14 protein-coding genes are annotated in these 12,647 nt (G+C 64.4%); 4 read left to right on the plus strand and 10 right to left on the minus strand.

Annotation, left to right across the window (positions count from 1 at the left end; genetic code table 11):
- Nucleotides 1-10: 10 nt before the first annotated feature.
- The 10 genes from WMO64_RS02950 to WMO64_RS02995 form a co-directional block, all read right to left on the minus strand.
- Nucleotides 11-718, minus strand: coding sequence for a CvpA family protein (locus WMO64_RS02950; RefSeq protein ID WP_294520835.1), 708 nt, complete (start codon nt 716-718; stop codon nt 11-13).
- 38 nt (nt 719-756) lie between these two features.
- The gene (locus WMO64_RS02955; RefSeq protein WP_349230951.1) at nt 757-1,959 is read right to left on the minus strand and encodes a DUF5711 family protein; all 1,203 of its coding nucleotides are present in this window, start codon (nt 1,957-1,959) and stop codon (nt 757-759) included.
- 34 nt (nt 1,960-1,993) lie between these two features.
- A complete protein-coding gene (gene truA, locus WMO64_RS02960; protein ID WP_294520841.1) occupies nt 1,994-2,743 on the minus strand; it encodes a tRNA pseudouridine(38-40) synthase TruA in 750 nt (249 codons plus the stop codon).
- Nucleotides 2,744-2,780: 37 nt separating this feature from the next.
- Nucleotides 2,781-3,587: an energy-coupling factor transporter transmembrane component T family protein gene (locus tag WMO64_RS02965; protein ID WP_349230952.1), complete on the minus strand. Its 807-nt coding sequence runs from the start codon at nt 3,585-3,587 to the stop codon at nt 2,781-2,783.
- Nucleotides 3,588-4,457, minus strand: coding sequence for an energy-coupling factor transporter ATPase (locus WMO64_RS02970; protein WP_349230953.1), 870 nt, complete (start codon nt 4,455-4,457; stop codon nt 3,588-3,590).
- A 64-nt stretch (nt 4,458-4,521) separates the two neighbouring features.
- Nucleotides 4,522-4,803: a hypothetical protein gene (locus WMO64_RS02975; RefSeq protein ID WP_349230954.1), complete on the minus strand. Its 282-nt coding sequence runs from the start codon at nt 4,801-4,803 to the stop codon at nt 4,522-4,524.
- A 46-nt stretch (nt 4,804-4,849) separates the two neighbouring features.
- On the minus strand, nt 4,850-5,695 hold the full coding sequence (locus WMO64_RS02980) for an energy-coupling factor transporter ATPase (protein WP_349230955.1): 846 nt from the start codon (nt 5,693-5,695) through the stop codon (nt 4,850-4,852).
- 31 nt (nt 5,696-5,726) lie between these two features.
- Nucleotides 5,727-6,593: a class I SAM-dependent methyltransferase gene (locus WMO64_RS02985; RefSeq protein ID WP_294520853.1), complete on the minus strand. Its 867-nt coding sequence runs from the start codon at nt 6,591-6,593 to the stop codon at nt 5,727-5,729.
- Nucleotides 6,594-6,776: 183 nt separating this feature from the next.
- Nucleotides 6,777-7,709 (minus strand): hypothetical protein, encoded by a 933-nt coding sequence (locus tag WMO64_RS02990; protein WP_349230956.1) that lies wholly within the window; start codon nt 7,707-7,709, stop codon nt 6,777-6,779.
- Between the two features lie 64 nt (nt 7,710-7,773).
- Nucleotides 7,774-8,256: an RNA polymerase sigma factor gene (locus WMO64_RS02995; protein WP_349230957.1), complete on the minus strand. Its 483-nt coding sequence runs from the start codon at nt 8,254-8,256 to the stop codon at nt 7,774-7,776.
- Nucleotides 8,257-8,469: 213 nt separating this feature from the next.
- Here WMO64_RS02995 and WMO64_RS03000 point away from each other — a divergent pair, with 213 nt between their 5' ends.
- From WMO64_RS03000 to WMO64_RS03015, 4 genes are all read left to right on the plus strand, one after another.
- Nucleotides 8,470-9,159, plus strand: a complete 690-nt coding sequence (locus WMO64_RS03000) for a hypothetical protein (protein WP_294520856.1) — start codon at nt 8,470-8,472, stop codon at nt 9,157-9,159.
- 3 nt (nt 9,160-9,162) lie between these two features.
- Complete coding sequence (locus WMO64_RS03005) at nt 9,163-9,717, plus strand: Fe-S-containing hydro-lyase (protein ID WP_294520859.1); 555 nt, start codon at nt 9,163-9,165, stop codon at nt 9,715-9,717.
- Nucleotides 9,718-9,835: 118 nt separating this feature from the next.
- The gene (locus WMO64_RS03010) at nt 9,836-10,786 is read left to right on the plus strand and encodes a 2-hydroxyacid dehydrogenase (RefSeq protein WP_294520862.1); all 951 of its coding nucleotides are present in this window, start codon (nt 9,836-9,838) and stop codon (nt 10,784-10,786) included.
- Nucleotides 10,787-10,923: 137 nt separating this feature from the next.
- A complete protein-coding gene (locus tag WMO64_RS03015) occupies nt 10,924-12,606 on the plus strand; it encodes a glutamine--tRNA ligase/YqeY domain fusion protein (RefSeq protein WP_349230958.1) in 1,683 nt (560 codons plus the stop codon).
- The last annotated feature ends 41 nt before the right edge of the window (nt 12,607-12,647 follow it).

A 12,647-nucleotide genomic window follows, 5' to 3' on the forward strand; every position in this document is an offset into this window, starting at 1 on the left:
AGATGCTCCGTTACAGGCCCTGGAGCAGAGCCAGGGGGTTGGTGGTCATGAAGAACTTCAGCAGGTGGGTCTGCTGGACTGCCTCCTCCGGGATGAGCTTGCCGGAGTACTGGATGATCCAGGCCGCCAGAAAGAGGATGATCACGCCCTTGATCAGGCCCATGGCCGCGCCCCCGGTCTTGTTGAGGAAGTTCAGGCCGGGCAGCTTTGCCACCAGGTCCACCGCATGGGAGAACACCTTCCACGCGATCAGGATGGCCGCGAACGCGACGGTGAAGATCACCGTATAGGCCACCGACTGGGCGATGGCGGCGGCCACGGCCGCTGCCGCGTTGGCGGCCACGGCGGTCATGCCGTCCTGCACCGCCTGGTCGATGGTGTTCACCAGGTCCTCATAGAGTCCCATATCCTTGAGCACGGACAGCACGTCCTGAAGGGGATAGTCCTCCCCTTCCGTCAGGCCGGCGGCGGCGTCCCCCACCGGGTCGGACTGCTGGAACTGCTCCTCCAGCTTCTCCTCAATGGCCTGGGCGAATCGGGGCTCCAGGGCGGCGCCCACCTTGGGCGCCAGCAGCCCGGCCAGGAAGCTGGCCCCCACAAAGGCCACGATCACGGCCAGCAGGCCGCACAGGGAGAGCACAAAGCCCCTGGACGCGCCCCGCCAGGCGAAGACGGCCAGAATGGCCAGAATTGCGATGTCAAATACCAGATAAGCCATGGGAACCTCCATATGGAATCTCAAAAAGGGTTTCTGATTCAGCCCGGGATGTAGAGCCGGGCGGTCTTCGCGCCGATGAGCATGGCTGTGCCGTCCGACCGCATGAGCACCTTCTGGGCGTTCTGGGTGCCGGACAGGCTGTCATAGAGGCGGAGATCCGAGGTGTAGATGTCCAGCCGGTCGGCGGTGAGCACGGCGATATACCGCCCCGACGCGGACAGAGAGAGCACCTGCTCCCCGATGTCCAGGGTGCCCGTCACGGCTCCCGACTGGTCGGTCACCAGCAGCTGGGCCTGGGTGCCGGCCCGGTACTTGCCCAGCAGCAGCGCCGCGTACCCGTCCCCGTCCAGGGAGAACTCCTTCAGGTACTGGTCGGGGTAGCTGTAGGCGCCCTGCCGCTGCCCCAGGCTCTTCTCCGCCAGGGAGAAGTCAAACACCCCCGTGTCCCCCAGGGCCCACAGGGCGTCGCCCTGCTGCCGCAGGTCCAGGACCACGCTGCCGTCCAGCGTGCTGGACACGTCCGGCTCGGTCTCCTCCTCGGTCCGGTCCAGTCGGTAGAAGTCCAGGCTGCTGACAAAGGACGCGCCGCTCTGGCTGACCGTCACCGCCGCCAGGTACTTCCCGTCCTCCGTCACCACCGCGTCCATCACAAAGCCGCTGGACCGGTTCAGCTGGAGCACCGGCTGCTGCTGGGGATTGTACACCATGATGGAGCCCTTGTAGCTGGCGGCCTGGGTGACCACGGCCAGCCAGCCGGCAGCGTTGATCCGGGCGGACAGGATGGTCTTGTCATCCTCCGCGCCCAGGGAGAACACCTTCTCCTTGTCCCGGAACAGGTAGAGGGTGCTGCCGCCGGCGTCATAGGCCAGGGACCACTCCCCCGCCGCCATGGCCACCGGCTGCTCCATCACGATCTGCTCGTCCACATACTGGGTGCCGCTGCCGGAAAAGAGCCGCACGCCGGTGGTGGAGCTCACCAGCAGGTTCTCCCCCGCCGAGACGAAGATGTCCCGGGTGCTGCCCTCGTGGACAAAGGACTCGGCCTGGCCGCTGTCGTTGCGCTCCAGGCTGCGGTAGGTGAAGTAACGCCGGATCACGTCAAAGTTCAGCCGGTCCCGGTAAACCACCAGGGTCACCGCGCCGAAGATCAGGGCCAGCGTCACCAGAAAGGCCAGCAGACGGACCAGAATATTCGCTTTTTTCTTCTGCCCGCCGCCGGGCTCCGCCTGTCTGTCGTTCATGTGTATGCACCAAATTCCTTAAAAATTCTGCCCCTCAGAGCACGTCCTCTTCGTACCACAGTTTGGTCATGTACAGGCCGCCCGGAGGCGCGGTTGGACCTGCCGCCGTGCGGCAGCGGCCCTCCAGGATGTCGCTCACCGCCTCCGGCGGGAACTTGCCCTCCGCGGCGTACACGCAGGTGCCCACCATGGCCCGCACCATGTTGTAGAGAAAGCCGTTGGCGCACACCCGGCACTCGATCATGTCCCCCGAGCGGGACATATTGAAATAGTGTACGGTGCGCACCGTGGACTGTACCTCTGTGCCCACCGACTGGACGGCGGCAAAGTCGTGGGTGCCCACGAACCGGTCGGCCGCCGCCTGCATCACAGTCTCGTCCAGGTGCTTGGGGTAGAACCAGACCCGGTTGACAAAAAAGGCGTTGCGGATGCGGGAGTTGTAGATGCGGTAGGTGTACTCCTTTTTGATACAGGAGCCGATGGCGTTGAAGCCGTCGTGGACCTCCGTGGCCTTGACCACCACGATGTCCTCCGGCAGGCGGGTGTTCACCGCCAGGGGGAGCCGGTCGCAGGGGATGGTGGAGGTGGTACGGAAGTTGGCGATATAGGTCTCCGCATGGACGCCCGCGTCGGTGCGGCCCGCGCCGGTGCACTTCACCGGGTGGCCCACCACTGTGGCCAGCGCCTTCTCCAGCGTGTCCTCAATGGTGACGGCGTTCTTCTGGATCTGCCACCCGTGATAAGCGGTGCCCACGTACATCAATTTTAACGCTATATTTCTCATAAAGTCATAGAGCTTTCATTAGAAATTTCTTAATTTTTCACAGGCCGAAGCGGGCCAGCACGCCCACGGCCACGCAGACCGCCAGTCCGCACACCAGGAAAATCACGTCGGCCCGCCGGTACTTCAGCTGGCGCAGGCGGGTGCGGCCCTCGCCGCCGTGGTAGCAGCGGCACTCCATGGCGATGGCCAGCTCGTCCGCACGGCGGAAGGCGGAGATGAACAGGGGCACCAGCAGCGGGATGAGGGCCTTGGCCTTGTCCATCAGGCCGCCGGTGTCGAAGTCGGCGCCTCTGGCCTTCTGGGCGGACATGATCTTGTCCGTCTCCTCGATCAGGGTGGGGATGAACCGCAGGGCGATGGACATCATCATGGACAGCTCATGGACAGGCACATGGATCTTCTTCAGGGGGCCCATCAGATTCTCAAGTCCGTCGGTCAGGAGGATGGGCGAGGTGGTGTAGGTCAGCAGGAAGGTGCACAGGATGAGCATGGAGATGCGCAGCACCATAAAGACAGCCGACCAGATGCCCTCCACCGTCAGGTTGAGGAAGCCCCACTTCCAGATGATCTGTCCCGGAGTCCAGAACAGGTTGAGGAAAGCGGTGATGATGATAATAATGAGAATGGGCTTGAGGCCCCGGAAGATGGTCTTCAGTTTCACCTTGGATACGGCGATGGCCGAGGCCAGCACCACCATCATGATGCCGTACCCCACCAGCTGCTTGGCCAGGAAGAGGGCCACGATATACATGGCGGTGAGGAGGATCTTGGTCCGGGGGTCCAGGCGGTGGAGAATGGAATTTCCGGGGAAATACTGCCCCAGGGTAATGTCCTTCAGCGCCACTTACACCGCCCCCTTCCGCGCTCTGTAGGCCGCCATGACGGCCGCCTTGGCCTGCTCCATGGTGTACACCGTGTCGTCCACGTCCACGCCCAGCTTTTTCAGCTGGTGGAGCACCCGGGTCACCTGGGGCACGCCCAGACCCATGGCGGTCAGCTCCTCCTCGTGGGCAAAGACCTCCCGGGGCGTGCCCGCGAAGGGGATGCGCCCGTCGTTGACCACCACCAGCCGGTCCACCGTCCGGGCCACCTCCTCCATGGAGTGGGAGACGATGATGATGGTGGCGTTCTTGGCCACGTGGTAGTCGTGGATGTTGGACAGGATGCTCTCCACGCCCACCGGGTCCAGCCCGGCGGTGGGCTCGTCAAGAATGAGGACGGAGGGCTCCATGGCGATGACGCCCGCAATGGCCACCCGGCGCTTCTGGCCGCCGGACAGCTCAAAGGGGGACTGCTCCAGCATGGCGTCGGGCAGACCCACAAAGGCCGCCGCCTCCCGGACCCGGCGGTCGATCTCCTCTTCGGAGAGCTTCATGTTCCGGGGGCCGAAGGCGATGTCCTTGTACACCGTCTCCTCAAAGAGCTGATACTCCGGGTACTGGAACACCAGGCCCACGTGGAAGCGGGTCTGGTGGGTGCGCTCCTTGGTCTCCCAGATGTCCTTGCCCTCAAAGAGCACCCGGCCGGAGGTGGGCTTGAGCAGTCCGTTGAGGTGCTGGATCAGGGTGGACTTGCCCGAGCCGGTGTGGCCGATGATGCCCAGGTACTCCCCCCGGTAGGCCGTGAAATCCACATCGATCAGCGCGCCGTGCTCAAAGGGCGTACCGGCGGAATAGATGTGGCTGAGTTTTTCCGTCTGGATAATCGGTTCCATACATCACATTTCCTTATCTGAAGTCGGTGCACGTCCCGTCTCAGGATCGCGCCCGCAGAGGCCGTCAGTCTCCGCACTTTTCTCCGGGCTGCGCCCCGGCTTCCGCCGCGGCCAGCCGCTCCTCCAGCAGGCGGATGCGCCCGCTCAACAGGGTGTAAATATAGGTGAGAGCGCCCACAAGGGCCCCAAACAGGAGGTAGACAAGCCAGCCCGCGATAGCTTCCAAATCCATGCCATTTCCCATAAACAGATACGACGCAATGATACGGACCAGGCTCAGCAGAAAAACTGTCACGAAAAACCCGGTGGCAAAGTTGCGGGACGCTTCTTTTCGTACCTTTTCCATGAACATTCCTCCCTGTTCAGTTGTCCTTCGCCGGTGTCTCCTTCCGTTATTTCAGCAGCTCATACAGCGCTTGGGCGCACTCCTCGTCGCTGAGGGCGTCCAGGGGGGCGTCCAGCCCCTCCTTGCGCAGCTCCCAGCACAGCTCCACCGTCTCGGGCACCGTCAAGCCCACGGCCTTCAGCTCCTCCACCCGCTGGAACACCTGCCTGGGCGCTCCGTCGGCGATGACCTTGCCCTTGCTCATGACCACCAGCCGGTCGGCCTGGGCGGCCTCGTCCATGTGGTGGGTGATGAGCACCACGGTGATGCCCGCGCTCCGGTTGAGCTGGCGGATGGTGCTCAGCACCTCCTTGCGACCGATGGGGTCCAGCATGGCGGTGGGCTCGTCCAGCACGATGCACCGGGGCCGCATGGCGATGACGCCCGCAATGGCTACCCGCTGCTTCTGGCCGCCGGAGAGCAGATGGGGCGCGTGCTCCCGGTACTCGTACATGTCCACCAGCTTGAGTGCCTCGTCCACCCGGCGGCGGATCTCCTCCGGAGGCACGCCCAGGTTCTCGGGGGCGAAGGCCACATCCTCCTCCACCACGTTGGCCACGATCTGGTTGTCCGGGTTCTGGAACACCATGCCCACGGTGCGGCGGATGTCCAGCAGCTTGTCGTCGTCGCAGGTGTCCATGCCGTCCACGTACACCTTGCCGCCGGTAGGCAGCAGGATGGCGTTCATGTGCTTGGCCAGGGTGGATTTGCCCGACCCGTTGTGGCCCAGCACCGCCACAAAGCTGCCCTCTTCGATCTCCAGGTCCACTCCGTCCAGCACCACCGGGGAGAGTCCCCCCTCGGCCTCGTAGGAGAAGCGGAGGTTTTCGGTTTTTACAATGGAATTGGCCATTTCTTGTCTCCCGTTCCCTGTCGTTGGTTCTTTACCGGTCGGCCATCCAGCGGCCAGTGGCGCCGCAGGGCAGCGCCAGCCCGGTCTCGGTGACCCGCAGCCCCAGCTCGGCGCTCTCGGTGTGACCGCCGTGCTGCTTGGACACCACCGTCTCCAGAATGTAGGTCAGCACCGAGGGGGCCAGACCGGTGGTGTAGGAGTTGATGAGGAAGAACAGGGGCTCGTCGGAGAGCACCTGGGCCACCAGCTCCACAAAGGGGTAGAGATTCTCCTCCAGCTTCCAGATCTCGCCGGAGGGGCCCCGGCCGTAAGACGGCGGGTCCATGATCACCGCGTCGTACTTCCGGCCCCGGCGGATCTCCCGCTCCACAAACTTGCCGCAGTCGTCGATGATCCAGCGGATGGGCCTGTCCTCCACGCCGGAGGACTTGGCGTTCTCCCTGGCCCAGGCCACCATGCCCTTGGCCGCGTCCACGTGGCACACGCTGGCCCCGGCGGCGGCGCAGGCCACGGTGGCCCCGCCGGTGTAGGCGAACAGGTTGAGCACATTGATGGGCCGCCCCGCCTTCCTGATCTGCTCCCGGGCAAAGTCCCAGTTGGCGGCCTGCTCGGGGAAGAGGCCGGTGTGCTTGAAGTTCATGGGCTTGATGTTGAAGGTCAGGTCCCCGTACTTCACCTGCCAGCGCTCGGGCACGTCCTTCTTCTCCCACTGGCCGCCGCCGGTGGAGGAGCGGGCATACCGGGCGTCAGGATGCCGCCACAGCCGGTTTTCCCGGGGGGTGTTCCAGATGGCCTGGGGGTCGGGCCGCACCAGGGTGTACTTGCCCCAGCGCTCCAGCTTCTCCCCGCCGCCGCAGTCGATCAGCTCGTAGTCGTTCCACTTGTCAGAAATCCACATAAGCATATCCCTCAAAACATATGTGCATACAAAATCAGTATATTATATCACCCCTTCCGCTGGAACGTCAATTCGAAAACCGCCCGGAAAACGGCTTTTTGCGCCCCCGCCTTCGTCAGCTCTGCCAGTCCGGATGTAAAAATGCGCTCCGTGCGATGCACGGAGCGCATTTGCAGCTATCTCTTATTCAACTGGGATCTCGGTCTCCCCAAAGCGGAGCGCGGCAATATCCTCCACATTCACCGGGACCACCCAGGTGTAGGAGAAGGTGTATGTGCCGTCCTCCTCCACGCCGCCGCCACCGCCGGAGTTGCGCACCTCTGTGCCGTCCTTCAGCACGGCGGACACATCGGAGATGAACTCCCCCGCCGCCCGGAAGCGGATGCCGGTGTCGGAGATCTGGATATCCGTCAGGGTCACCGGCTCGCTGGAATATTCATCGGTGGCCGGGCTCCAGGAGGGCACCTCCGCCTTCTCAATGGCCACCACCGGGGAGCGGCTCTCCACGGTCAGGGGGATGGAGAAGCGCCATGTCCCCTCCGCCGCCGTCTCAGGCTCCGCGCTGCCGTACTCCCCTTCCGTCAGGCCGGTCAAGGTGAGCTCCAGCGTGCAACCGCCTGCGCTGAGCTGGGCGTCAGTGGGCAGGGTGGCGAAGTACTCCAGAACCAGATTGAGGTTCCCGTTTTCATCCACGCCCATCAGCTGGGTGCCGTAGGACACCACGCCCGCGTCGGCGGACAAATCGGCGGGGTCGGGCGTGATCTCCACGGAGACGTCTGCAAAGCCGTACTCCTCCCGGTTGGAAAACTCCATACCGCTCACCTTCAGCAGGGCCCACAGGTTGTCCGTGCCCATGGTGATGCTGTCCACGGTCACGGTGATATCACCGTCCGTGGTGCTCTCCCCCACGGGCTGGGTCAGCCGCTGGATGGTCTCCACCTGGCTCTCGCCCAGGGACTGGCCTGTCCAGCTGTCCCACTCCCTGCCAAACCAGTCCAGCATGCCGCCTCCGAAGGCCGCGGCCATGGCGGTAATGCTCAGGACGGCAGCCACTGCTACCACCGCCGCCACCCGTGCGGGCCGAAAGCGGCGGGAACGCTTCTCACTCAGATTCATAACTTTCCTCCTGGTCTCCGGGGAGGCGTGGAGGTGGGAAAAGGTCTCACGGTACAGGTCTCTGTCATACATCGCTCCATTCCTCCTTGAAAAGATGTTTCAGCTGTTCTCGCCCTCTGGCCAGATGGGTCTGAACGGTGGATACATTGCGCCTCAGCATGGCGGAAATTTCGCTGACGGCATACCCCTCATAATAATAGAGGTACAGCGGCACGCGGTATTTCCGCGGCAGGTCCATCACCGCCTGGAACAGGGCGCTCTGCTCCGGCGTCTCCCAGGTCAGGGTGTCCGCGTACTCCTCCAGCGGCTCGGTGTGCCGCCGCCAGGAGGACATGGCCAGCCGCTTGCACTCGTTGAGCGCCACCCGGACCAGCCAGTGTTTGGCGTGCTCTCCGCTGTCGAATCCCTCCTTGCGGCGGAACAGGCGGAGAAAGGTCTCCTGGGTGACGTCGTCCGCGTCCTGGGGAGAGCGGAGATAGTGAAACGCCAGGCGGTACACCATGTCCATATACTGTTGTGCCAGTGCGTTGAAGGCCTGCTGCTCCATGCCCGGGCTCCTCTCTGAAAAGCTTTTCACCCATAATACCCTGTGGGAAGGCGGAATATCTCAGCGGGGGGAGAAATTTTTTCTCTCCCCGTCCCTGCGGTATAAATGATTGTATCGTCTTTGGATCTATGCTACAATGATAATCACGAATCAATCCAGGGGTTATCCGTGGGCAGCATCCCACACTCCTGAGGAAAAGACGAGGTGTCTCATATGAGTGAGCAGCAGTTCCGCAGCGTGGCCTTCGGCGGATTTCATAAGCAGGATGTGCTGAACTATGTGGAGACCTCCTCCCGGCAGCACCGGGAGAAGGTAGCCGCCCTGACCAGGGACCTGGAAGAGGCCCGTAAGGCGGCTTCCGAGGCGGAGAAGAAGCTCTCGGACGCCGCCGTCCGGGAGGAGGAGCTGTCCGCCCGGGCCGAGGCTCTGGCCGCCGAGCTGAAGGAGAAGAGCGACGCGCTGGACGCCGTCCGGGCGGAGCTGGAGGAGAAGACCGCCCGGCTGACCCGGGCCGAGGAGGAGCTCTCCGCCGCCCGGTCCCGCCTGTCCCGCTCGGAGGCGGACGCCGAAGCCTACGCCGGCGTCAAGGACCGGGTGGGCGGCATCGAGCTGGACGCCCACTACCGGGCCCAGGCCGTCCAGGCCGAGGCTGAGAAAAAGGCCAAGGAGACCCGGGAGCAGGTCAATCAGTGGCTGACCCGGGTGGAGGCGGGGTATGACCGTCTGCGCACCGATGTGGACGCCACCATCTCCCACGCCTCCGGCGAGCTGGACCGGGTGGCCCGCAGCCTGGAGCACATCACCGCCGAGTTCGCCGAGCACGACACCGCCCTGGAGAAGCTGCTCCAGATCTGCCGCGAAGGGGAGCCCCCCAAGGCCCCCACGCCCCTGACGGAGGAATAAGCCATGGCACAGACGCTCTCTCTTACAACCGAGCAGCTGCCCGCTGCCGCCTCCTCCCTCCGGGCCGGGGACCGGGTGCTCCTGTCGGGCACCATCTACACCGCCCGTGACGCGGCCCACAAGCGCATCTTCGCCCTGCTGGACCAGGGCAAGGAGCCGCCCTTTCCCCTGAAGGACGCGGTCATCTACTACGCCGGTCCCACTCCCGGCCAGCAGGGCATGGCGGTGGGGGCCTGCGGCCCCACCACCTCCAGCCGTATGGACCCCTACGCCCCCCGGCTGCTGGACCTGGGCCTGCGGGCCATGATCGGCAAGGGCCAGCGGTCCCAGGCCGTGGTGGACGCCATGGTCCGCAACGGCGGGGTGTACTTCGCCGCCGTGGGCGGCGCCGGAGCCCTGATCGCCAAGTGCATCAAGACGGTGGAGGTCATCGCCTTTGAGGACCTGGGCTGTGAGTCGGTCAAGCGGATGACCGTCCAGGACCTGCCCCTCACCGTGGCCATCGACGCCCAGGGCGGCAACCTCTACGAGACCGGCCGGGCCGCCTACGCCCGGTAATGCTCTGAATATCTGTCAGCGGCGCGGAAAATTCCCGCGCCGCTCTTTTCTGTCCCCTTGTCAACGCCGCCCGGGGCTGATATAGTAAGCTCAATCAGTCTCGAGAGGAAGGATATCCATGAACGGAACCACCGTGGTGCTCAACGCCGCGAAAATGAACTACGACGGGAAGCTGGACCTGACTTCCCTGGCCCCCCACGTCACCATCTATGACGACAGCACGCCGGAGCAGATGATCCAGCGGCTCCAGGGCTGCGAGATCGCCGTGACCAAGGAGCTGCCCGTGCCCGCAGAGCTGATCGCCCGGTTCCCCGACTCGGTGAAGCTCATCTGCGAGGCGGGCACCGGCTACAACAACATCGACCTGGCCGCCGCCAAGGCCAGAGGCATCACCGTGTGCAACATCCCGGCCTACAGCTCCCAGCGGGTGGCCCACACGGCCATTATGCTCCTGCTCTGCCTCAGCTCCTCCATGGGGGCCCAGATCCGGATGCTGGAGCGGGGCGACCGGAGCAACTTCACCCGCTGCCTGGGCCTGGACCACGTGGAGGTCAATGGCAAGACTCTGGGCCTCATCGGCGCGGGCAACATCGGCCGGGCGGTGATAAAGGTGGCCCTGGCCCTGGACATGGAGGTGCTGGTCTACAGCCGCACCCCCCGGGACTACGGCCCCGGCGTGACCTGCGTCAGCCTGGAGGAGCTGCTCCGTCGGAGCGACTATGTCTCCCTCCATTGCCCCCTCACCGATTCCACCCGCCACCTCATCAACAAGGACACCCTGGCCCTCATGAAGCCCACCGCCTTCCTCATCAACACCGCCCGGGGCGCCCTGGTGGATGAAGCCGCTCTCATCGACGCCCTGAGATCCGGGACCATCGCGGGCGCGGGCCTGGACGTGCAGGAGACCGAGCCCCCGGCCGAGGACAACCCCCTCTACAACATGGAAAATGTCATCCTCACCCCCCACATGGGCTGGAAGGGCCTGGAGACCCGACAGCGGCTCATCTCCCTGCTGGCGGGGAACATCACCGCCTATCTGGAGGGCAACCCCATCAACGTGGTGGGCTGAGGGCGGAGGGAGACAGATTTTTCCGCCCTGTTGTGAGAAATCCATTGCAATTTCTGTATGCAGCGGGTAAAATAAGGATTTAGCTGGCTGCCTTCCGGCGGCACGGCAGAAATGGAACATTTAAGGAGTGAAACAACATGACCGAAGAACTGAACACCACCATGACCCAAAACTTCATCCATGATTTCATTGACGAGGACATCGCCCAGGGTGGTCAGTTCCAGGGCATGACCGTCCATACCCGCTTTCCCCCCGAGCCCAACGGCTACCTCCACATCGGCCACGCCAAGGCCATCTTCATCGACTTCGGCACCGCTGAGAAGTACGGCGGCCTGTGCAACCTCCGCATGGACGACACCAACCCCACCAAGGAGGACGTGGAGTACGTGGAGGCCATCCAGGAGGACATCCACTGGCTGGGCTACGACTGGGGCGACCGGTTCTACTACGCCTCCGACTACTTTGAGAAGATGTACGACTGCGCCGTGGAGCTCATCAAGAAGGGCCTGGCCTACGTCTGCGAGCTGACCCCCGAGCAGTTCAAGGAGTACCGGGGCGATGTGAACACCCCCGCCCGCTCCCCCTGGCGAGACCGCCCCGTGGAGGAGTCCCTGGACCTGTTCGCCCGGATGCGCGCCGGCGAGTTTGAGAACGGCCGCATGACCCTGCGGGCCAAGATCGACCTGGCCAGCGGCAACTTCAACATGCGCGACCCCGTCATCTACCGCATCAACCACATGCGCCACCACCGCCAGGGCGACAAGTGGTGCATCTACCCCATGTACGACTTCGCCCACCCCATCGAGGACGCCCTGGAGGGCATCACCCACTCCCTGTGCTCCCTGGAGTTTGAGGACCACCGGCCTCTGTACGACTGGGTCATCGAGCACTGCGACCTGCCCGCCAAGCCCCGGCAGATCGAGTTCGCCCGGCTGGGCATCAACTACACCGTCATGAGCAAGCGGAAGCTGCGCCAGCTGGTGGAGGAGGGCCGGGTCTCCGGCTGGGACGACCCCCGTATGCCCACCCTGTGCGGCCTGCGCCGCCGTGGCTACACCCCCCGGTCCATCCGCAACTTCTCCGAGCGCAACGGCGTGAGCAAGGCGGCCTCCACCGTGGAGTTCGCCTTCCTGGAGCACTGCCTGCGGGAGGACCTGAACGAGGTGGCCCTGCGCCGCATGGCGGTGCTGCGCCCCATCAAGCTCACCGTCACCAACTACCCCGAGGGCCAGAGCGAGACCTTCGCCGTGGAGAACAACCCCAGCCGTCCCGAGGACGGCACCCGCGAGGTGTCCTTCTCCCGCCACCTGTATATCGAGGCCGAGGACTTTCTGGAGACCCCGGTGCCCAAGTACAAGCGCCTCTACCCCGAGGGACCCGAGTGCCGCCTGAAGGGCGCCTACCTCATCAAGTGCACCGGCTGCGTGAAGGACGAGAACGGCAACGTGGTGGAGGTCCTCTGTGAGTACGACCCCAACTCCCGGGGCGGCGATCCCGCCGACGGCCGCAAGGTGAAGGGCGCCACCATCCACTGGGTGGACGCCGCCACCGCCGTGGACGCGGAGATCCGGCTGTACGACAACCTGTTCTCCGACGCCGACCCCGACGCCGGCGACAAGAACTTCCTGGACTGCCTGAACCCCAACTCCCTGGAGGTGCTCTCCGGCGCCAAGGTAGAGGCCAGCCTGGCCCACGCCGCCGCCCCCGCCTCCTTCCAGTTCCTGCGCCAGGGCTACTTCTGTGTGGACAGCAAGGACTCCTCCCCTGACCACCTGGTGTTCAACCGGTCCGTCAGCCTGAAGGACAGCTTCAAATTCTGATTCCCGGCGGCCGCAGGCCTGCCCCAGCTCCCGGGGCGGCC

The sequence above is a fragment of the Pseudoflavonifractor intestinihominis genome, from assembly GCF_040096055.1.
Classification (GTDB): domain Bacteria; phylum Bacillota; class Clostridia; order Oscillospirales; family Oscillospiraceae; genus Pseudoflavonifractor; species Pseudoflavonifractor intestinihominis.